Below are 21359 nucleotides of genomic sequence, written 5' to 3' on the forward strand. Positions count from 1 at the left end.
GACGTATCACTGCACCATGATCCACCAGCCGTGATCATTTGAAGACACTGCCTAGACCGGAGGGCTGACCACGATGCCCACCAAAATCCGCGCATCCGAACGACGGATCGCCCCCCAGCGAGTGCATCCACTCATTGAAAGAACACCGTGAAGGCCAGGAAGGAGAAAGTGAGTCGGCAGCGGAGGGCCGGAAGGGCAGCGGGCTCGTCTTCACCACACAGAGAGGAGGGCCGATCGATCCCGCGAACCTCAATCGCAGCTTCCGCGCCCTCCTCGATCGGGCAGGGCTCCGCCGCATCCGCTTCCACGACCTCAGGCACTCAACCGCCACTCTCCTCCTGGAGCAAGGCGTCGACCTTGTCGTGATCAAGGAACTCCTCGGCCACGCCCACATCGGCGTCACCGCCGGCGTCTACGCTCACGTCCGAATCCGCCTCCAGCGCCAAGCCATCGACGCCCTCAGCAGCGCCCTCAGCCCGACCGACGACACACCCGACGACCCACCAGCCGCAGCCGTCGTCCGCTGACGTTGCCGTCAGCGTTGCCGTCAAACAGCCCAGCAGCCCCCCGCCGTGAATTCGGCGGAGGGCTGCTGGCGCCACTGCTGAACGCGCTGGCGCCTTGGTGATCTATCTCCCTACGCGCAGTCCCTCATACGCCAGGAATTCAAGGAACCCGGTCGCCGCAAATTGCACTTGACCATCCTCATGGTCCCAGAAATCAACCTGGTTGGCACAGCGACCTTCGACGACCGAGAACCCCCACCAGTCGCCTGTACCGACCGGGGCTACGGCGACAAAGTCGCCATCCTTGAACTCGGCTACGTTCACCCTCACCAAGTCGTCTTCCTGGTCATCAGAAGCAACGACTGGCAGAAGGTCGAGAAACAGGAACATTCCTCCGCCGTGACGCTTCATGAACTCCCTGTACTCGCCAGGGAGCTGCGCCTGGAGAGTCTCCTCCACCTCCGACAGTTCGGCTTCGGAAGCCACTCGGGACTCAAATACGTCGAAGCCTTCCGGACTGCTCAGACCAGCGCGTTTTGCGCGAGCCGCAGACAAGTGGACTTCAAACTCTTCAAACTCCACGATCTCACCTAACCGATCATCCGGGCCAGTTGTCGAACCAGTGGTCTGGACTGTACGTGCCCCAACCCTGCTCCTGCGATCTATACCACCAGTGCAGTTGGGTGTCTTGCTTCCTCATTTCCTTCGTGACACCTTGGTTATGCGGATTTCGATGGAGATCCGTTCCAACACCTCGGTGGACATTTTGGTCTAGCTCATGAATCGGAGCGCCGGGCATTTGGTCCGCATGGTGGATCTCTATTCGATCGCCAAGCTGATTCGGGCGAAGCCCAAGCGAGCCGCGGATGATGTCAGAGCGAGTCCAAGCACCAGAATTGCGAATCGGGGCATCGGCAGGGCCAGCGCCTGTTCCCGGAGCGCAATTGCATTGCACCCCCGGCGGAGTGGTACCGCAGTTGTGGACCAGGACCGGCGTGGCGCCCGCCAGCACATAGTACGTGTGGATGTCTGCGACGGTGAGGTTGTGGACGGTTGCCTGCTGGGTCCACCGGCTGACTGCCTTGATCTGGATGTGGGTGCCGGTGCTGGTGCGTAGCCACTGGCCTGGGGCGAGGTTGGTGGCGTTGATCCACTGCTTGAGTTCGGGTACCCAGAAGGGGTGCTTGTCCGTCGCTGTGACGCTGGCTTCCTTGTTGCCGTCGGCCCCGTCTACGTCAAGAGTGATCTTGACCAGGTTCTTATCACCGGTACCCAAGATGGTATTGGTTACGGGCTTTTCGATGGTCTCGCCGGTCTCCGGATCCGTTGCGAGAACACGGTCGCCGATGGTGAGGTCTTCGATCGGGATCGTTTTGCCATCAGCAGTGATGACGAGCGTTCCTGGCACGAAACTGTTCCCGGCTCCCTTGCACGGAAGGAGCTTCTTTGTAGCGACGGCGAGGGCTACATCGAAGGTGATCTTGGCTGCGCCTTCTGCGCTCCTCCCGTTCCGGAAGTCGCCGTAGATTTCCGTGCCGCTTGCTACCAACCCTTGGCCCATTGCGGCACCGATGTTGAGGCTGTTGTTGATGTCCCAGAACGCTTCTTGGCACGTGCCGTTCAGTGTGACGCAGTTTTTAAGGTTCGACAGTTGGCTCTGCGCGCCGTCAACCAGCGATCCGACGAACTTCGCCGGCTGGTCGACCAGGGTGCTGGTGTATCTGGACCACCAGCCTCCGCCCTTTTTCGACCCCCCGCCTGTGTGGGTCCCCCCCGTATCGGCACTTCCTCCCGCATTCCCGGTGGGGCAGGTGTAGTAGCAGCCGCCAGGACCGGTCCCGCCCGGGGGCTGGCCCGTTGTGCTTCCGCTGCCGCCCAGAGGGTTGCCCGGTTCGGGGTTGCCCCATCCGTCGTCGAGCCACAGACCGGTGGAGTCGCTGGCGGTGACGGGGGTGTTGTTGGCGTAGGCGTAGCCGTTGAGTGACTGGTGCTGCTCAAGGACGAGCGCGGGGTCGACGCTGATGAACTGGCCGAGGCCTGGGTCGTACTCGCGGGCTCCGATGTGGGTGAGGCCGGAGGCATCGTCTTCGGGTTTGCCGAGGAAGCCCTTGTCGTCGGGCCACGTGGCGGGGGCGGTGCCGCGGGGGGCTCCGAACGGGGTGGTCTGGCGTCGGGTGAGGGTCCAGGTTCCGGCTTCGAGGGCGAGGCCGGAGGTTCCGTGGTGGTCGGAGGAGAGGAAGTTGAGCTTGGTGCCGGTCGCGCCCTTGACCGCGGTGCGGACTGCGATGGTCTTGCCGGCTGCTGTGTAGTAGCGGGTGCCGGTGAGGGTTTTGGTGGCGCCGTTGTCCTTAGTGGTGAGGCGGACTTCGTTGGTACCGAGGTAGAGGACGGTGTCCCCGTCGGTGGTGGTGGGGCGGCGGATGAGGAGTTCGCCGTCGGCGCCGTAGAGGTAGGAGGTTCCCACCGCGGGCTTGCCGGCTGCGGCGGGTTCGGTGAGGTTGGTGAGTTTGCCTTCGCTGTTCCAGGTCAGGGTCTGTGTGGCCTGGGTGCCGGGGCGGCTTGTGGTGTTGCCGGCGGTGTCGTAGGCGTAGTTCTTGGCTTGCTGACCGGTGGTGGCTTTGGTGAGGGTGTGGGGCTGGCCGCCGTCGGGGTTGCCGTAGGTGTACTTGGTGGTGGTGTCGCCGCCGGAGGTGTGCTGGGTTTCGGTGTCGCGCTGGCCGGCGGTGTTGTAGGTGTAGCTGGTCCAGTACGGAGCGATGCCGTCAATGGTGGCCGTGGCGGGAGCGGTCGTGCAGTCGGCGGTCTTGGGGGTCCAGGCTTCCTTGAGGCGGCGGTGGCCGTCGTAGGTGAAGCACTGGTTGTCGGCCTTGGCGGTACCGCCGAGGGTGGTGTTGTCGAAGATGGACGTGACGTTGCCCGCGTCGTCCTGGGTGAAGTTCAGGTCCTGGGGGCTGTAGCTGTGGGCGTCGGTGGTGACGAAGGACCGCTTGAGGCGGCGGGTGCCGTCCTCGTAGCTGTAGTTGAGGTAGGCCTTCTTGGCGGAGTCGGTGCCGTCGGTTCCCACGATGAGCTGGGTGGTGTCGCCGAGCGGGCTGTAGCTTCCGCCGAGCTGGTAGCCGGTGGTGCCCTTTGCTTCGGTTTGGAGGCCGAGGCCGGTGTGGTTGTACTTGTTGGAGACGATCTCGGAGGCGAGGCCGGCTACGGCGGGGTTACCGTACTGCTTGAGGCTGCCGTCGAGGTTGTACACGGCCGTGGAGGTCAGGGTCTTGGGGACGCCTGCCGTCACCAGGGGGTCGGTGTCGGGCAGGATGAGGCTCTGACTCGTGACCTGGTAGAGATTGTCTCGGCTGTTGACCTTCTGGGTGTAGGCCTTTCCTGTCGTTCCTGAGCCGCCGTCGTAGCGGATGGCGGTGTCCTGCTGGCCTTTTTGGTAGGTGTCGAATTCCCAGCGGGCGAGCTGGTGTGCGGGATCCTTGGCCTGTTCCCACAGGCCGGTGCGGCGGCCGAGTTTGTCGTACTCGCTGATCAGGGTCTTGTTGCGGCCGACGTCGGTGGTGGTGACCGCCTGGTCGAGCTCGTTGTAGTCGGTGGTGGAGGTGCCCTTGTCCGGGTCGGTCGCCGATTTCTGCAGGCCGAACAGGTCGTAGGTGTAGGACCAGCCGCTGTTGTCCGGGCCGGTGACCGTCTCCTGCTTGCCGGCAGGGGTGTAGGTGAACTTCGTGGTGGTGTAGTCGCTGCCGGTGGGCTGCGGTCCGCCGTACTCGCGGCGTTCGGTGACCTGGCCCTGGGCGTTGGTGATCGCGGCGGTGGCCTGGCCTCCCGGGGGTGCGGTGGTGGTGACGGTGTCGCCGAGGTAGGCGGTGTCGATGGTCCAGCGCACTACGTTGCGGTTCTTGGTGATGGCCTTGACGGGCCGTCCGGCGCCGTCGTAGACGGTGTCGGTCTGCATGGGCGGTTCGCCGCCGTCGATCTCGACGGGGGTTCCGGACGGCTGCAGGCTGTTGGCCCAGATGTCCGACTGTGCGGAGACCGTGAGGCCGCGGGAGTCGTAGAGAGTCTGGGCGATGATCGAGCCGCCGCCGGGTGAGGGAGCCTGGGTCTGCCGGGGGCGGAGCATGGAGTCGTACAGGGCGTAGCTGGTGTTGTAGCCGGACCCGTCGCCTCTGATGACTGCGGTCGATACCCAGGGCATCGCGGTGCGGGTGACGTTGTAGGTGTAGACGTAGTTCGGTGAGCGGCCGAGAACCTTCAGCTGGTTCGGCAGCCATATTTTGGTGACGCGTCCGAAGGCGTCGTATTCGGTCTCGGTGATCTTGTTGTTGGGGTCGGTGATCTTCGTCGTCAGACCGGTGGCGAAGTCGACGACCGTGGTCGTCCCGTGGCCGAGCGCGTTCTTGACGACGGTGGAGGTCAGCGGGCCTGAGGCGGGAGGGTTGTACGTCGTGGAGGTGGTGGGGAGGTCGTTGGTGTTCTTGGCTTCCACGACACGGCCGAGGGTGTCGTAGCTGAGGGTGCCGTTCTTCTGCCAGAGAGGCTCGTTGTTGCTTGCGTAGCCTTTGGCGCGGCCGGTCCAGCGGATTTCACCGATGGTCGGTGTCTGGGTGGCGCTCCACTCGGCGGTGGTGTCGTAGCTGGTCGCGGTGTCGGAGATGACCTGTCCGCTGCGGCTCGCGTCGCTCGGCAGGTCGAGGTTGTCGTCCGTGATGGTGCACGGGTCTGCGACCGGGTTGGTTTTGGCGTTGGCCGTGACACGGGTGCGGGAGACGGGGCTGTTGATGCCTACTGCGTCGTTGCGGGCGTACCAGGTGCGGGTGCAGGTTTCGTCGCCGAGCTTGGCGTCGTCGCCGAGGTCGGAAACGGTGACGGGCATGCCGTAGGTGTCGTAGGCCGTGTTCACCGTGCGGGTGAGCCAGGAGGGCGTTCCCCGGGAGGTGACGTAGGTGTGCGTGGTGGTGGCGCTCTTGCGGATGAAGTACGCCTCGGTGCCCGCGTAGGACTTGTGCTGGGTGGCGGTGCGCTTGGACCACGGTGTGTGGACGGTGGCGGTGATCGGGGTGGTGCCGTTGTAGATGACGGACTCGCGGACGAAGCCGGCGAACTGGTCGCTGTCGGTGAGGGCTGCGGCCTTGTATCCGGAGACGGTGACGCTCTTGCGCCCGTCGGGGTCGAGGTTGCCCTCGGCGTCCAGGACGCGGTCACCGTTCATGCCGCGCAGGTAGTGGGTGACGGTTTTGGACTGGGTGCCGCCGGCCTTGCCTGTGAGGTGGGTGACCTGGTCGTAGCCGCGCCAGCTGGACCAGGTGCGTTCCTTTTCCTTGGTGAACGGGTCGTCGCTGTAGTGCCAGGCGCCACCGCTGGTGCCGTAGAGGTAGGTGTTCTCGACCGCTTCGAGGCCGCCGTGCGGTGCGGTCGTGGAGACGGCCTGCACGGGGTATTTGTGGAACCAGTCGAGGGTCGGGGTCTTGCCGCCGTTGGGGGCCCAGTAGACGGGGTAGCAGCGGCGGGTGTTCTTGTCGACCGCCGGCATCGTCTGGCCCGCGAGGCAGTCTTCGGGCAGGTAGCTGACGATCGTCTGGGCGCCGCTTTCCGAGGTGACGGTCTTCAGACGGGGCTTGTAGAACGGCAGGATGTCGTCTGTGGGGCCGTCGACGCGGTTGGACAGGAACTCGTGCGTGAAGGTGACCGGCTCGAGTGGGGGCGTGATCGCGGCGCCGTGCTTGCCGCTGCGGCGGATCTCCTGCAGCCACAGGGACTGGTCGGCGGAGTCTCCGGTGTCGCCGGAGTCGAGGTAGGTCTGCTTCAGGGTCCACTCGTCCACCGGCTCGAAGCCGGCGGTGGTTGCGGCGGCGTTCCATGCGTAGGTGGTGATGGTCGTCAGACGCTTACGGGTGAAGAACGCTGGGCTGACGACGCCCGTGCACTTGTCGCCGTCCTTGCAGATTCTGTCGAACGGTACGTCCGGCCACTCGTTCTTGCTGGTCTCGGTCAGCTCGGTGCAAGCCGACCCCATCTCTTTGATGCACCGCTCGTCGTAGCCGAAGACGACCTTGCCGGATGCGGCGGGCGCGGTCGCGGTCGTGGTGAACAGGGCACCCTTGCGCTGTCCGTAGCGGATTTCCTTGAGGTAGCCGCCTCGGACGTAGGGGGTGCCGGTGGTGTCGTCGCCGAGCTGGTCGTAGTTGTTGGCCTCAGCCTCGTACCAGTACGACATGGCGTTGCCGTGGGTGTCCTCGACGTAGTCGAGGTTCCATCGCCAGGCCTGCTTCTTGGCCCGGGCCGCGAGGGAAGATCCGGAGGAGTAGCCGGGCTCGTCCGTGTCGTCGCCGAAGACGGGAACGGTCCAGACCGACTTTGTCCGGTCGGTGGCGCCGGCTCCGCTGAGCTTGTTCAGGCCGAAGACGTACTTGGTGCCGTCGCCGGTGGTGACGGTCCAGTGTTCTCCCTGGCCGTCTCCCTTGGCACCGGCGCCGGTGCCGGTGATGTCGTCGCCTTCGTCACCGTTGTCGGCGCCGGTGGAGTGGGTGACGGTGGAGGCGTCGTCGTTCTTCAGCCGCCACACGCCGCTGGTGTCGTCCTTGACGAGCTCGCTGGCTTTGCCGTTCAGCACCAGGGAGGCGTTGTCGAACTTCCAGCACAGGTCGAACTTGTCCGTCTGGCCGTCGTCGTCGCAGGTGGCGTACTTGCGCTCGATGAACGACGACGTCAGGTCGAAGCCTTCACCGATCGTCGTTCCCTGGTTGTTGCTCGATGCCGTGCGGCCATCGACACTGCCCGAGTCGTAGGAGAGGGACAGCGAGGGGGTGGGGCCTGCCGCGGGAGGAGGTGTCGTCAGCGGGTAGGACCACGTGAAGGATCCTGAAGAGCCGCCGGCTTGCCACGCGGAAGACGATGCCAGCGGCGTCGCGGCGTAGTTGCCTCGCGCGGACGCCACGCTGCCGGTCAGCGCCATGAGCATCGTCTGGCCGGAGGCGGGCACGGTGGCCCTGCTGTGGCGGGCCGCCGCGGAGGCCTGGAAGTCGAGCTGAGCGGTGAGCTGCTCCCGCTCGCGGTCGTTGGAGTAGGTGAGCGGGGTGCGGGTGCGGCATGCGGCTGCGGTCGGGGTGTTCAGGGCGCAGGCGGGCAAACGTGATGCCTGCAGCCGTCCGGCCCAGTCGCCGCCGTAGGCGGATGCGAAGGCGCTGTAGTTGATGCTGAGGTCGGCGGAACCGCCGGTTGCCGGTCCGGTGACTTTGACGGCCAGGCCTTGGATGCCCAGTTTGCGGGATGTCGCCTGGTCAAGGACCTCGACGGTGACGGGGCCTGCGACGGCGGGGTTCTTACGGTTCTTCTCCCGCGTGGAAGGCTGTGCCAGTGAGACGGGCAGGGTGCCGGGGGTGGCCGAGGCGTGGCCGGTTGCCGGGGCGGTCAGGGTGGCCCTGCCGTTCTTGGGCCATGAGGGCTTCTTTCGTTGTTCTGCCTTCGCCCGGGTGATGGCCTCGGCGGTCTTCGCAGCGGCCTTCGCCATCTCGGCCGCTGTCTTCTTGTTCAGCTGGGCGGCCGCGGGAGTGACCTTGTCCGCCTGGTGGGCGGGAAGGTCCGGCCGGCCCAGCGGGTCAGGGGCCTCGGCGACGGCTATCGGGGTCAGGAGTTCGGGTACCAGCATGAAGCCGGCCACCATGGCCACGCGCCTGGTCCAGGCGCGCTTCCTGGTTCTGCTGCCTGGGGGCAGCGCTCGGTTTTGCCTCATTGTCTTCCGCTCTTCAGGCGCCATCGGCGATGCCGCGGCAGGGGGTGCCGCGTCGTGCGAGGGATGGCGTGGGGTGGGTTCCTGGCCTGGGTCATATGGCCGGGCCGGCGCTGGGCTTGGCGGGGGCCGCGCTGGCTGCGCTGCCCCCGCCGTCGCTGCTTTATGCGTCAGGCTCTGTGCCGCCGGCGTTTTCGGAGACCTGGTTAGCGGTCATCGCGCCGGTCCAGATGCGGATCCTTGTGACAGAGCCGCCGAAGCCGTTGTCTTCGATCGACTGGCCGCTGAGGGGGCCCTGGCCGGCTTGCAGTGATCCCGTGCCCTGCGATGCCGCGGTGAACGTAGGAGGAGTTGCTGCATCGGGAGTAATCGGATTCGCGCTCCGGTAGAGGCGCAGGGCGCCATGCGTCCCGTCGTCCGCTACCGCGGCTGCATCGAAGACGCCGGTGAGTTGTACCGGTGTGCCGGGCACGGCAATCTCGTTGTCGGTGACCACAGTTTGCTCGGTGACGTTGCCGTTTGCGTCCAGGGCGGTACGGCCGAACCGCCACACGTACGTGTCCGCGGCCATTTTTTCGGCCCAGATCGCCCAGGAGGAATGCCTGCCACCCGGGGCCGCCTGTCCGAGCACATAGGCGCGGTGGCCGTCGGGTTTGTCGGCGAGTTTGGCCGGGTCGAGCGTGACTTCGGTGGTGATGGTGAATGAGCCGGTCTCATCGACAAAAGGCCCTGTGGCCTTGAGGTATGCGGAGGTGCCGTTCAGGGCTACGGAGTGGTCGTCTCCGACGGTTGTGCCGAGGAGGGTGGCGGCACCGGTCGGGTAGGCGGAGGAGTCGGTGATCTGACTGGCGCCTGCGGCTGCTGTTGAGGCGTCCCAGTCGGCCACAAGCGCCACGGCCGGTACTTCGTCTTGCTCGAGTGCCGCTTCGTCACGCATCGAGGTCTCGGTCAGCGGCCGCTGCCACACGGCGATCTCGTCGATCCGTCCCATGAAGTAGCCGGTGTAGTTGCCGCTGACCTTGGAGCGGCCGATCTGCATGTCGCCCGAGACAGTCCACGGCTGGTACGTGGCCGACGCGGTCTTCAGGTTGACGGGCGCACCTTGTGGGCGTCCGTTGACGAACAGCTGGAGCGTGTCATCGGCTTCGACCGGCAGTCCGCCGGGGCAGGGTGCCGCAGTGCAGCCGGCATCGAAGACGCCGGCCAGATGTGTCCAGACGTTGAGCGGAGGGCTGGAGCGGTCCGCGACCGAGCGGATGGCGACCACGCCGGTGGCGCCATCGTGGTTCGACCGGTTGAGTACCCACTTCTTGTCGCCGGAGGAGTAGTAGATCGTGAAGCCGGCTCCGTAGGCGCCTGGGGAGGCCAGAACGGTGCGGGTGGTGGATGCGTCGGTCAGCATGACCCAGGACGAGACGGTGAACGACTCCGCGGTGTTCACCGGCATGGGTGTCGTCGCGTATCCGACGCGCTTGGCAGGATCGCTGATCCCCTCGTTCAGCCGAAGGGAATGGTCGGCCCCTCCGCCTCGGCCCTGTTCAAGGGCCCACGTCGCGGCGGATCCGTCCGGGGAGAACATGGTGACGGGCTGCTTCATGCCCTCCGCCGCGCTGTTCGCCGCACTCGCCCCGGCGCCCTCGCTGAATCTCCATGCACCTGTCGTCCCGGCCGGCAGCTTCACCTTGAACGCATACTCCGCCGGCGGGCCGTACCGGTTACGCACATCGCGCGCCTGTACGACCAGAGTGAACGTGCCACCAGTGGGAGGCATGACCTCCTGCACCGTGTCCTTGGTGTCGGGGTTCGCGTCCTCTTCCTGGACGTTCTTGGCTTCCTGCAGGTACCAGAGGTAGCCGACGATGTCGGTGTCCTTGGCGTTCGGCGCGAACCGGAACGAGCCCGGGATCCCCGGTCCGCCCGTTGGCGAACAAGTGTCCGAAGCTGTGCACGTATACGGGTTGCCGGGCTGCACCAGGGAGATCTGCGGTGCGCTCGGGCTCGTCGTGTCCATCTTGAAGTAGCACCACGGCGAATACGCTGACGACGCACTCGACGTCACCCCGGCATACGTCCAGTGCGATTGCGTGAGCGCCCTCATCCGGTACAGCGAGCCGTCCTCACGGCTGGACATCCGCACCTTCTCCAGCGTGTTGTCCACGTGATACCCGGTAGAGGGCGAGGTCGCAGACCACGAGGCACTCCACTGCGTGGCGGAGGTCTTCTTCTCGACCGTCATATAGGCGCGCAGCGCACCCTGGTACTCACCAGCCGCAGGCGCGACCTGGGTCTGGACCATGGCCTGCACGATCGGGTCCGCCCGGGTGACGACGGTCGGCCTGGTCTCCGGATCGCAGTAGGGGGTCGTTCCGTCGCCGGGGATCACACCCACATTGGTGGGGACACCGGGCTTGGTCACGTACTGGATCTGCAGCTCGGCGTTCTGGTTGAACCTCTTCCACGCCCGGGTGTCACTCTCGTTGTTCGCCCGGAGCATCAGGGTCAGGCGCGAGAACTTGCCGTCCGCGAAGGACTGCACTGTTGGCGTGAGGTTCTCATCCGTCTCAGCAGGATTGTCGTTGAACTCCACCCACGAATCGGGCTGCGCAGGGCTGCACAGATCCCCGCGGCCATAGGAGACGTACCGGTCGCCCATCCAGTCCAGCTGCGCCGGTCCCGGCCAGCGGGTCGCCTCCGAGATGTTGTCCGTGCGCACGAGATCCACGGTCCACGGATTGCAGTTGAACGACCATGTCTCATAGGCGCGGAAGGTGGCGTCCAGAATCTTCTTGCCCGCGAGCTTGGTGGGGGCGAACTCGTAGTACATGCGGTTGGTGTAGCCGTTGCCGCAGTAGTAGCCGTCGGCGCTGGCGCAGTGGCCGACTCCGTACTCGCCCGTGAACTGCCAGAACTTGTCGCCGTCGGAGGACAGCACTGTGCGCTCCGAGTAGCCCAGACCCAGCGGCGGGTCGATGAAGACCGGATAGACGGTCTTTTCGCCGCGCAGCAGATCCAGGTCCGGCTTCACGGCGACCGTGCCGTCCTCCACCAGGACCGGCAGAATCTCGCTGGCGTCACCCTTCGAGGGTGCGTCCGCCTCGTCCACCACCGGCTCGCCGTCGGCGGGAATGCCCTCCGACGGCGCCATCCGCTCGATACCGGCGGACATACCGCCCAGCTGGGTCTGCGGGCCGGCGACGGGCGTCCCGGCCGAGTCCCACATCTGCCCCGCCGGGCCCTTGAAGACGGCGTTGCCGTTCGCATCCACGGCGCGCATGCCGCCGCCGGCGCCCGGGACGACCCGAAGACCGTCGCTGTGCACCTTCAGCTTGATCTGCGCCAGCTGCGGATTGGCCGCCGCCTCCGCGGACTTGACGACCAGTACCTCGCGGTACCCCTCGGCCGTCGCCGTCAGCTGCAGATCGACCCCCGCGAATACCTCAGGGTAGGTAGCGGTGTCCCCGGACAGAGCCGGTTCAGGAAGAGCCGCAGGCCAGTCCAGCGAGACCGACCCCTGCTCGCTTCCCAGCCGGATCATCCCGGATCCGCTGCCGCCCCCGGAGAACCGCAGATCGACCACCGAGGCCTTGGGGCCGATGCTGCCATCCGCCCGGCGTTCCAGCGTGGCGTCCACACTCCGCCAGACGCCGTCCGCCCCCCGCGCCCGTTGAGGCGCCGTTGCCTGGGTCAGCGTGAACGTGCCGTCAGGGTTCGCCATCGTCGTCGTGTACTCGGTCCGCTCCTCGAGCACCTCGACGGGGACACCCGATGCGGCCGCCCGCGCAGACGGCGATCCTTCCCCCGCAGACGAGACAGCCGCCGCCGCAGTTCGCGCATCGGACGCGAAAGCAGGCGAACCGCCAGCGGCCACCACCGCACTCAGGACCGTTCCTATGAGGCGAACAAGTCGCCGGTTCCTCACTGTGGGCACAGCCCACCCACCCCCTCCAGGGCCTCCCCAGACCCAACTCAAGCCATAGGGAGTCGTACATATGAACGACCCCGGGGAAACCGTAAAGAGTCAGTGAACGTTGATCAAGAGATTTCCGATACCGAGAGTGCAACACGAAGACACGTTGCGTGACGAAACAGGCCCGATCACACCCAGAGGGATAATCGGATCGAATGTCTCCACCCTCCCGAGGAGCACCGCGGCCTGGACGTCGTGGAACTCGGTGAGGCGCGCGGCTACTCCACCCTCACCCGGGCTCCTGACGCCCACAGCTATCCGCAACTGCCCGCACTGCGACAACCCGTCACCATCGTCGCGCTTCTCGCCACCCCCGAGGCCGCGCGGCCCACCATCCCCACAGCAAGTCCCGACGTCATCCCCATGCGCCGCAGCTGAGCGAACGCACGTCACTGACCTTGTCGGCCCCAGGCGGCGACAGGGTCAGTCGGCGTTTCCGAATGAGGCGCCGATGTTGTTCCACATAAAGGCGTCCTTCCAATCCGGGCGCCCCTTGACCCAGCCGCCCAGTGCGGTGATCACCTTTTCCTGGGAGATCGTCCGGGTCTGGTAGTGCTCTGCCGCCGACCCGTCACGGAACTCCAGCTGATAGGTGTTGTCATCCCTCAGCCACACCTGCACATACCAGTCACCGGCCGCCTCATCGTCGACTCGCTCGACGATCACGAAGGCGTTGCCCCGGCCGAGGTTCGCCACCATCCGGCTCAGGGCTGTGGGCCCCGGATTCCTCACCCGACGATCGTGCTCGTCTCTCACTCGAAGCATGGCCCGATCATTCACCACAGCCCTGACACCACCCGAAGAGCAGCCACATCACGTCGGCTCTCGCTTCACGATCGAGCTGAAGGACGTAGTCATCGACGGACAGGAGGTCACCTCGCTCGGCCAGTCCTACGTCAGGCAGCCCGACGGTACGGTAGGTGCTCGAGTCCGGAACCGCGGTATAGGTTCGCGTGGTGAGGGGACACAGGGCACGACGGAAAGTGGAAATGGTACGTCACGTCGATCTTCCCGATCCTCTGGGGTGGAGCCGGGACATGGAATTCGGCCTCCTCCACCTGGCCGGCACGTTCGACCGATACTGGCGGCAGGAGGTCGGCAGCGACACCGACGTGCTGATGGCCTACGCGACCGGCATGCCGGCGTACCTGGTCCACGCCGTCGTGGTCGATGCGGTCAGGCTGACCGACTCCGCTGTACCCGACTGGGCGATCGAGACGCTCTGGTCGCTCGGCACCGAGGAGCGTCACGTCCTTCGCAAGGAGGGCGAAGCGGCCCGGGACTGGCTCCGACTGGTCAGCGGCCTGTACCAGGACCACCTGCGCACTCATGCCCCGGACAGTTCAACGGACGTCGCGCCGAGTCCGTACGTCCACCTGACCGGTGCGGTGCTGGACGAAGTCAGGCTGGTCATGCCCCTGATGCCCGATCCTCCCGTGGGTCCGATCAGCAAGAGATACATCCCTGGCGTCGGACGGGCTCTCGAACAGGTCGCCCTCCAAGCCTGCCCCGACCTGGCATTCCGCTTCCTGCTGGAGGCCCTCAGGGTTCTCGGCCCCCAGATCTCCCGTGGACAGTTCGACCGCTATCGGGCTCTGGGGGTGGAGCTGGAGTATGACGAGTTCTTCGTCGCAGGCTGCTATGACCATCTCGTTTCGGACTGACGCCCCAGATCAAGGCACTCGACGCGCAGGGGATCTGCCGAGCGTGCGTCCGCGCTGCCGTCGCAGCCGGTCGGGCCGAGGACCGCGATGGCCAGGCTGCGATGGCGAGGCTGCGATGGCGAGGCTGCGATGGCGAGGCTGCGAAGTCTCGCCATGAGGGTGCTGGCCAGACCTCGGCGCCGGAGCTGAGCCGATCGAGACCGGGACCGAGTCATACCGCCTCGCCCATACCAAGGCCCAGCAGCAGCTCAAGGCGGTCTGAACCGGGTCCACCCCAGTTCAGCCATTTGGGGCTTCGAACGTACGCACCGCAGTCCGGAAGGCTCCCTGACCGGGTTGAGCAGGGTTGATCAGCACCACGAAGTCCGGCAGGGCTCCCGGAACGGGCCGCCCGTCCTTGTCGTGGCTGCCGGCTTCGGCCTGCCAGTCGATCAAGTGGACGACCACGGTATGGCGGCCCTCGGGCACGGGGTGTTCGATCATGCCATCCGGGGCGTCCCCGCTGACATCTTCGATGCCGCCCACGAACGCGCGACCGCGGGAGACGAACAGGTAAGGCTGGGAAGCGACCAGCTGATGGGCTGCCTCCCGCTCGGTCAGCCGGGCCGGCCCGGCCGCAGTGCCCGAACGGACCAGAACACCGAACGCGCCGTCTCCGCCGACATTGAGCGGAACAAGAGCGCCCGCCTGGATGTGACGGACGATGTCCTCGTCGTCAAGGAGTTCGTCCTCCCAGGTGTCGTCATCGACGACGGCCTCGAACCGCTGCGGATCCCACAAGACGAGCATTCCGGCGTCCGTGGCCACCGTCACCGGAGCCTCATCAAAGGGCTGCTGAGCAGTCATCCGCTCCTCCGGTCATCTCGCTGACTGCATTCGAATCAGTTGATTCTCCCAGCACAGGACCACGACAGATCTGGCGGGGCCGCGTCACCCCAACACCCGGGGCCACTTCAAGCCGCCACCACCACCGGATCCGGCGCGAACCGGGGCCGCTTCGGACCGCCCGACAGGGGCCGACTCAAACCGTCACGGCACCATGAGAAGGCGACCCAGGAGGGCTTGACGGAGCGCGAGGCCCTCGCGACCCCGGGACGGGGGCGAGGCCGGTGGTGTTGTGTCCGCCGTGCTCAGCGAGCCGACGGAGGGGCCTGCACGTGATCGACACCGGCGACATCGACATCTTCCTCGGCCTGGACGTCGGCAAAGGCGAACACCACGCCACCGCCGTCGCCCCGGCCGGGAAGAAGGCGTTCGACAAGCGCCTGCCCAACACCGAACCCAAGCTCCGCGAGCTGTTCGCGAAACTCCAGGCCAAGCACGGAACGGTGCTGGTCGTGATTGACCAGCCGGCCTCGATCGGCGCCCTGCCCCTGGCGGTCGCGCGGGACATGGGCTGCCCGGTCGCCGGTCTGCCCGGGCTGACGATGCGGCGGATTGCCGACCTCTACCCAGGCGAGGCCAAGACCGACGCGAAGGACGCGTTCATCATCGCGGACGCCGCCCGTGCCGCGGGCGATCGACGGCGATGACGAGACGATCGCCGAGCTGGAGATGATCGTCGGCTTCGACGACGACCTGGCCAGCGAGGCAACCAGGGTCGCGAACCGGCTGCACGGCCTGCCGACCCAGATCCATCCGTCGTTGGAGCGGGTGCTGGGGGCCGCGGTTGCAGCACCCGGCCGTCCTCACGCTGCTGGATCGTTTCGGGTCACCGGCCCAGATCCGCAAGGCCGGCCGACGGCGGCTGGTCACCCTGCTGCGGCCGAAGGCGCCGAGGATGGCCGAGCGGCTAGTCAAGGACATATTCGATGCTCTGGACGAGCAGACCGTGACGGTCCCGGGCACGGAGGCGGCCGCGTTGATCGTCCCGAGTCTGGCCGCCTCACTGACTGCCGTTCTTGACCAGCGAAAGCTGCTGGCCGGGCGGATCGAGGAACTGCTGGAGGCCCACCCTCTTTCCAAGGTCCTGACGTCGATGCCGGGCGTTGGCGTCAGGACCGGGGCCCGCATCCTGATCGAGGTCGGCGACGGCAGCACCTTCCCGACCGCCGGCCACCTTGCCGCCTACGCCGGCCTCGCCCCGGCAACCCGGAGCTCGGGCTCATCGATCCGCGGCGAACAAGCCTCTCGCAGAGGAAACAAGCAGCTCAAATGGGCCTTCTTCCTCTCCGCGTTCGCCGCCCTGGCCGAACCGGCCTCCCGGGCCTACTACGACAAGAAGATCGCCCAAGGGAAGCACCACACACCCAGGCCCTGCCCTGCCTCGCCCTACGCCGAGCCGACGTCCTCTTCGCGATGCTCCGCGACTGAACCTTCCATGAACCGCAGCCCATTCGGGCCGTCGCTCCGCAGACCTAGACCATTGCCAGCAGGTGATCCGTCGGTCCGTAGTCGATCTTCCAGTCGGCATAGACCCCGCAGAACCCATCCTTGATGCACCGCAGACCCACGGTCACCCAGCGGACCGAGCCATCGTTGCCGAGTGAGAACGCCACCGCGGCCTCGAACTCCTCGCTCCCGCATGGGCAGCCAGCCGCACCGGGCTCGTCGTCCTCCCAGGACTCCTCGTTCCAGTACTCCTCGCTGTCCGCGATGAACACACGGCGGTCGCAGCCCGAACACTCCCGTTCCGCGCCGGACGCGTTTACCAGCACGAAGAACACGCGACCGCCGCACCCCTCACAGACAGAAGGAGCAATCTTCACCGGGCGGCCGTCGACCACCTCCCGCAGGAACACCGCGAGCTCCGCGCGGACACCCTCGCCAACCTGATCATCAGCATGCACGGACACATCGTTCCAGACGCCCCGAACCGACACACGACCAGCTTGACCAACCAGCTTGACCAAAGACATAGGGGCACCCCGGGGCCGACGCAGGTTCGGGCGATCGAGGAAGCGGTCCTGGCTCGGTGGCAGCCTCGGGTACGGGCCCGTCGGCGTGCTCAGGCCGAGGCGGAAGGCTTCGTCTTCCACACCAGGGCGCGGTTCCGGTTTGCTGCTGCGGCAGGTTCCCCGGACTGCCCCGCAGCTGACACCCCCAACAGGGCGAGCGCCATCCATCAGACACCCTCTTCGGCTCCTAAGCATGCTTCCCTGTGCCGCGAGTCTCCGGCTGTGGCGGTCACCAGGAGCGTGCCGAGAGCGGCCCGGTCCGGGTTCGGCAGCACCTCGGCCCGTACCTGCGTGAAGCCGTGCCGTTTGAGGATGTCCGCCCACTGCTCGGCCGTGTGCTGCCAGCGCCATACGGTCAGCTCGCTCTCGCGGCCCTCCAGCCACTTCCCGCCCATCGGCTCGGCTCCGTACTGGCCGACGATCGGCTCACGGTGGGAGAAGCCGAAGACACCGCCCGGTGCGATACGTGCGGCGAGACGGGGGAACAGCTCGTCGGGGTGATCGCCTCGAACTGCCGGGTGTCTTTGTCGAGGAAGGTGCAGGCCTCGGCGTGCACGAAGGTGAGGCGTGGCGTGCCGGTCCAGAAGCGGCGGGCGCGGGTGATCTGCACCGCGGAGAAGTCGACGGCGGTCACCTCCACTCCCTGGGTGGCGAGGAAAACGGCGTTCTCGCCCTCCGCCGGCCCCAGGTCGATGTCGTGCAGTCGCACCAGAGCGCCCCTGCAACGGAGGGTGACGGGGCATCCGGGTTCGAAGCTGGTGCAGGCGGGACCCTGAGAAAGCTCAAACGAAAGCCGCTGTTCAGGAGCCTTCCGCAGACCACCCAGTGCCATACTCCGAATCGGTTGGCGCCAACCCCCTGCACGGTCACACCAAGAAGGGGGAAGTCCCCGTGGTACGTACAGTCTCTAACGATCTACAAAACCCGCGTCCTCGATCGAGCCCGAGTTCTACGAGCTGGAGACCGGCCGCCACGTACCCCCGGACCGGCTGTGATCGGCGTGGGCACGGCTGCTGCCATGGCCGGATACCGGGTCCGATACGCGCTGGCGGCCAAGCTCGTCAACGAGCTCGTGAGGCCGCCGACGACCAGCGGCTGACAAAAACGATCGCCCGCTACGGACGTGTCGATCTTTTGTGCATCGATGAGCTGGGCTATCTCGAACTCGACAGGCGGGGCGCCGAGATGCTCTTCCAGGTTTTGACCGAGAGGGAGGAAAGGAACAGTGTGGTCATCGCCTCGAACGTATCGTTCGGAGGCTGGACGAAGCGTTCACCGGCCCCAGGCTCTGCGCGACCATCGTCGACCGTCTCACCTTCAACGGCGTGATCATCGAGACCGGGACCGCGTCATACCGCCTCCCCAATACCAAGGCCAAGTTGGAGAGGGTACCCGCTCAGCCTGAAGCGCGATCGCACCAGCCTCGGACCACGGCTGTCTCTACCATCACCGCATGACTGACGCATCAGCTCTGGCCCCGTTCCACCTGGACGAAGGCAGCGAATCCGACAGCTCCCACTGCCTCTGTCTCTTCGAGATGGACCAGGTCGCCGACGTCTTCGAGGAACACGACGCCGAGAGTAACGGTCACGGCTGGGAAGGTCTGGCGGAGTCGCTGGTCCATTCCCACATGCCCGAAAGCGTCGCCAAGCTCCACTTCGGATCAGAGGGCGACACCTTCGTCGTCACCAGCACCGACCTCACGGCCCTCACCGAGTTGGCCGTCCTCCTGCACTCCGCCTTCCACAACCGCGAACTCCTCAGCCTCTACATCCGGACGGCTGACCCACGCTTCCTCGACCGATAGAACGCGCGAGCGGGGTCGGAACGGACCGGAACCCGGGACTAACTCAAGCCGTTCCGGCAACACCCGATCCCTCCCAATGGCGCCACCTCAGACCGGAAGAGTGGGGCCGGAACAAAGCGTGAAAGCCACGGCGCGGCCCTGTCATCGGCCGGTGCATCCTGCGGTGATGCGCGCGGTGTCCCGGGTCCGGCCCGGAGTGAGTATGTTCGTCCGATGGCGCGTTCGAAGCGCTTCGGGAAGGGAGAGTGCCGGTGGACGTCGTCACGATTATGGAAGCACTGGTTGAACAGGGCGTAACGGTGCTGTTCAAGGCCGACGCTGAGCGGATGGCAGAGCGGGGCAAGCCTTGGACCTTCGTCGCCAGTGGAGCGCCGTTGCGCGAGGACATCCTGGTGCGAACCGATGCCGAGTCTGTGGAGCAATGCCTCGCAGTGTCCTTGCCCCGCCTGCGTGAGCTGGGCTTTTCTTTCCCTGAGTGAGAGAGCGGGTGTGACTGAACCGCCGCCCTGGATGTCAGTGCCGGCTGCTTGCATGAGCCCATGGACACCGTGCACACGACCGCCGCCCTCCTGCCGGACCCCGCCGAGCTCCGCGCGCACCTGCGCGCGCTGGCCGTGCTGGCCGTGCTGGACCAGGCGATCTGCCGCGACCCGCGATTCTCCCGCTACTCCTTCTCCACCACCTGGGGGCCTGGGACGCAGGCGGCCCTGATGGACAACGGCTCGGGTGACGACTTCTCCGTCCTCTTCACCCCGGCCGGTGTGCTCGTCCGCGGCTTCGACCACGAGTCGGAGATGAGCCCGTACGCCACGGACGACGAACAGGTCTGGCCCGGTGTCATCGACGAGGTGCCCGCCGCGCTGCGCCCGCTCCTGGACGACCCGGCCTTCGTCGACGAGGGCCTCGGCGCCCCGCGGGTCACCGCCTGCCTGTGGTGGGAGAGCGGCGGCAGCGCCTGGCGCACCGGCTCGGGCATCGAGTTCCCCTCGGGCAGCCCGGACCCGGACGGCTCCGGGCACCTCTTCCGCCTCCTGACCGACCGCTCCGCCGAGGCCGTCCAGGCGCACTTCGAGGAGGACTACGGGCGGCCCGTCCCCCTCGACACCGTCCGCCATGTCCTCGCGGGCCACCCCCTGACCCCCGAAGCCGCCCGCGGCCTCAACCCGGCCGCCCTCTCCGACGAGGCCCTGCTCCGCCGGATCGCCGCCGACCCCGAAGTCGAGGCGTACCTCGCCTGCGACGGCGAGTTCGACCTCACGCGGACCGACCCCCTCGAGTCGATCGCCCTGCCGGCCGGTCTCCCGGTGGAGCCCGTGGCCGGCTGCAACGCGGGAGGCACCCACTACCTCTGCGGCCCGGCCGGCTCCGACCGCGTCCGCCCCGTCCTCTACACCGACTCCGAGGGCCAGGCCTCCCTCATCGCGGAGTCCCTCGCCGAGGCCCTGACCCTGGCCATCGTCCTCCCCTCCTGGCACGACGCCCTGGCCGGCTTCCGTCCCCCCGCGCTCAACGCCGACTATCTTGAGGACAACCCGGACCACCCCGAGGTCCGCGACCGCCTCCTCGCCGCCCTCCGCCTCCCCCCGGCCACCGAGCCCGAGGTACTGGCCCGCCTCCTCACCACGGCCGCCCGCACCGTCCCGGACGGCTTCCTCCCTTCGGTCGAGGGCGAGGAGGACGCGGCCTTCGAACCGATGCTCCGTCTGCCGGCCAAGTAGGACAGCCCCGCCGCGCGCCGCCTTCCGAACCCCGACGCACCGCTACGGCGAAGCCATGACCGCACTGCCCGACTGGATGCGCCCGCCCCGCGCAGAGGACTGTTCGCGGAGGACGTGAACCGCCTCCCCGAGGTTCGGCCCGGCGCCTGCCGAATCTTCGGCAGGAAACTTTGGAGTGATCGACCTCAAGAACATGGAGAAATGGGTCCTCACCGGGCATCACAACGAGGTCCTTACCTACGTCGGCCCCGATGAGCCTCAGGACCAGTCGCAGATCACTGTCGGGCTGTTCGGACGTTCCAGGCGTCACAGGGACGGCACCAAGCTCCACGTCGTCCACGTTGAGGACAAGCAGGGTTTGGTGGCCCCACCGTAAGTAGCCGCGCTTCACCGCTGGTGAACGCCTGGGGCGTATCGGCTCCACGTCCCACCAGCTTCGGTGACCAGGCGGGTGGCGGTCTTGTCGTGATAACTGAGCGCCTTCGCCCGCGCCGAGAGCACAGATCAGCAGCAACGAGGGCGTGGACCTGCTGCGACCCACCTCCGCCCACGCGGAGAGCACCCGCCCGGCCAGTCCAAGATGCGCTGGACCGCCGACCCACCTCCGCCAGCGCGGAGAACACCGGTCCTGGCGAGCTCGGGCATGTGGTGCTCCGACCCACCTCCGCCTGCGCGGAGAGCACGCCATCACCGCCGTCCGCAGCCTGCCCAGCAACGACCCACCTCCGCCTGCGCGGAGAGCACGGGTGGGGCGCGCCCGAGTGGGGCCGCCGGATCGACCCACCTCCGCCTGCGCGGAGAGCACCTGTGGCCGTGGTGGCGAACGTATCGGCGTCGCGACCCACCTCCGCCTGCGCGGAGAGCACGGTTAGATGCGGCTGTGCTGGGGCGGGACGGTCGACCCACCTCCGCCTGCGCGGAGAGCACCAGCCGTCGATCTCGTAGCCGTCGGCCTCGACCGACCCACCTCCGCCTGCGCGGAGAGCACATCACCGGCTGGAACCTGTACGTGCTCAACCGCGACCCACCTCCGCCTGCGCGGAGAGCACCAGCCGTCGATCTCGTAGCCGTCGGCCT

The 21359-nt window shown here is 66.8% G+C and carries 13 protein-coding genes and 3 pseudogenes; 9 read left to right on the top strand and 7 right to left on the bottom strand.

Going from position 1 to position 21359, the window contains the following annotated elements:
- Nucleotides 1-55: 55 nt before the first annotated feature.
- Nucleotides 56-527, top strand: a pseudogene (locus AB0K65_RS29780) (tyrosine-type recombinase/integrase); the annotation flags it as partial.
- A 102-nt stretch (nt 528-629) separates the two neighbouring features.
- Here the strand turns inward: AB0K65_RS29780 and AB0K65_RS29785 are convergent.
- The 3 genes from AB0K65_RS29785 to AB0K65_RS29795 all read right to left on the bottom strand — a co-directional run bounded on the left by AB0K65_RS29785 (nt 630) and on the right by AB0K65_RS29795 (nt 11944).
- Nucleotides 630-1088 (bottom strand): SMI1/KNR4 family protein, encoded by a 459-nt coding sequence (locus AB0K65_RS29785; protein WP_365721945.1) that lies wholly within the window; start codon nt 1086-1088, stop codon nt 630-632.
- 16 nt (nt 1089-1104) lie between these two features.
- Nucleotides 1105-8163, bottom strand: a complete 7059-nt coding sequence (locus AB0K65_RS29790; RefSeq protein ID WP_365721986.1) for a polymorphic toxin-type HINT domain-containing protein — start codon at nt 8161-8163, stop codon at nt 1105-1107.
- Between the two features lie 229 nt (nt 8164-8392).
- On the bottom strand, nt 8393-11944 hold the full coding sequence (locus AB0K65_RS29795; RefSeq protein WP_365721947.1) for a LamG domain-containing protein: 3552 nt from the start codon (nt 11942-11944) through the stop codon (nt 8393-8395).
- A 447-nt stretch (nt 11945-12391) separates the two neighbouring features.
- Between AB0K65_RS29795 and AB0K65_RS29800 the strand changes: the two genes are divergently transcribed.
- Nucleotides 12392-12574, top strand: coding sequence for a hypothetical protein (locus AB0K65_RS29800; protein ID WP_365721949.1), 183 nt, complete (start codon nt 12392-12394; stop codon nt 12572-12574).
- Between the two features lie 45 nt (nt 12575-12619).
- Here AB0K65_RS29800 and AB0K65_RS29805 read toward each other — a convergent pair whose 3' ends face one another.
- The gene (locus AB0K65_RS29805) at nt 12620-12895 is read right to left on the bottom strand and encodes a hypothetical protein (RefSeq protein ID WP_365721951.1); all 276 of its coding nucleotides are present in this window, start codon (nt 12893-12895) and stop codon (nt 12620-12622) included.
- A gap of 338 nt (nt 12896-13233) precedes the next feature.
- On the opposite strand from AB0K65_RS29805, the gene AB0K65_RS29810 reads away from it, so the two are divergent.
- Nucleotides 13234-13860: a hypothetical protein gene (locus AB0K65_RS29810; RefSeq protein WP_365721953.1), complete on the top strand. Its 627-nt coding sequence runs from the start codon at nt 13234-13236 to the stop codon at nt 13858-13860.
- A 279-nt stretch (nt 13861-14139) separates the two neighbouring features.
- Here the strand turns inward: AB0K65_RS29810 and AB0K65_RS29815 are convergent, their stop codons facing one another.
- A complete protein-coding gene (locus tag AB0K65_RS29815; RefSeq protein WP_365721955.1) occupies nt 14140-14706 on the bottom strand; it encodes a DUF6386 family protein in 567 nt (188 codons plus the stop codon).
- Between the two features lie 314 nt (nt 14707-15020).
- Between AB0K65_RS29815 and AB0K65_RS29820 the strand changes: the two are divergent.
- A pseudogene (locus AB0K65_RS29820) lies at nt 15021-16173 on the top strand (IS110 family transposase).
- 44 nt (nt 16174-16217) lie between these two features.
- Here AB0K65_RS29820 and AB0K65_RS29825 read toward each other — a convergent pair.
- Nucleotides 16218-16649: a hypothetical protein gene (locus AB0K65_RS29825; RefSeq protein WP_365721988.1), complete on the bottom strand. Its 432-nt coding sequence runs from the start codon at nt 16647-16649 to the stop codon at nt 16218-16220.
- A 463-nt stretch (nt 16650-17112) separates the two neighbouring features.
- A complete protein-coding gene (locus AB0K65_RS29830) occupies nt 17113-17466 on the bottom strand; it encodes a class I SAM-dependent methyltransferase (RefSeq protein WP_365721957.1) in 354 nt (117 codons plus the stop codon).
- Nucleotides 17467-17751: 285 nt separating this feature from the next.
- Here AB0K65_RS29830 and AB0K65_RS29835 point away from each other — a divergent pair.
- From AB0K65_RS29835 to AB0K65_RS29855, 5 genes and pseudogenes are all read left to right on the top strand, one after another.
- Nucleotides 17752-18214: pseudogene (locus AB0K65_RS29835) on the top strand (ATP-binding protein); the annotation flags it as partial.
- A complete protein-coding gene (locus AB0K65_RS29840) occupies nt 18211-18564 on the top strand; it encodes an Imm51 family immunity protein (RefSeq protein WP_365721958.1) in 354 nt (117 codons plus the stop codon). The pseudogene AB0K65_RS29835 and the gene AB0K65_RS29840, both read left to right, overlap by 4 nt.
- Before the next feature lie 251 nt (nt 18565-18815).
- Entirely contained in the window at nt 18816-19043 is a 228-nt protein-coding gene (locus AB0K65_RS29845; RefSeq protein WP_365721959.1) for a hypothetical protein, read from the top strand.
- 60 nt (nt 19044-19103) lie between these two features.
- Complete coding sequence (locus AB0K65_RS29850; protein ID WP_365721961.1) at nt 19104-20282, top strand: hypothetical protein; 1179 nt, start codon at nt 19104-19106, stop codon at nt 20280-20282.
- Between the two features lie 175 nt (nt 20283-20457).
- On the top strand, nt 20458-20658 hold the full coding sequence (locus tag AB0K65_RS29855) for a hypothetical protein (RefSeq protein WP_365721963.1): 201 nt from the start codon (nt 20458-20460) through the stop codon (nt 20656-20658).
- Nucleotides 20659-21359: the final 701 nt, after the last annotated feature.

Origin of the sequence: Streptomyces sp. NPDC053755 (genome assembly GCF_040677675.1) — a bacterium.
Taxonomy (GTDB): Bacteria; Actinomycetota; Actinomycetes; order Streptomycetales; family Streptomycetaceae; genus Streptomyces.

Coding starts and splice junctions, on each gene's coding strand:
- AB0K65_RS29790 (WP_365721986.1), bottom strand. CDS start 8,163: ATGGTGGCCGGCTTCATGCTGGTACCCGAACTCCTGACCCCGATAGCC.
- AB0K65_RS29795 (WP_365721947.1), bottom strand. CDS start 11,944: ATGGCGAACCCTGACGGCACGTTCACGCTGACCCAGGCAACGGCGCCT.
- AB0K65_RS29805 (WP_365721951.1), bottom strand. CDS start 12,895: ATGGTGGCGAACCTCGGCCGGGGCAACGCCTTCGTGATCGTCGAGCGA.
- AB0K65_RS29810 (WP_365721953.1), top strand. CDS start 13,234: ATGGAATTCGGCCTCCTCCACCTGGCCGGCACGTTCGACCGATACTGG.
- AB0K65_RS29815 (WP_365721955.1), bottom strand. CDS start 14,706: ATGACTGCTCAGCAGCCCTTTGATGAGGCTCCGGTGACGGTGGCCACG.
- AB0K65_RS29840 (WP_365721958.1), top strand. CDS start 18,211: ATGACTGACGCATCAGCTCTGGCCCCGTTCCACCTGGACGAAGGCAGC.
- AB0K65_RS29850 (WP_365721961.1), top strand. CDS start 19,104: ATGGACACCGTGCACACGACCGCCGCCCTCCTGCCGGACCCCGCCGAG.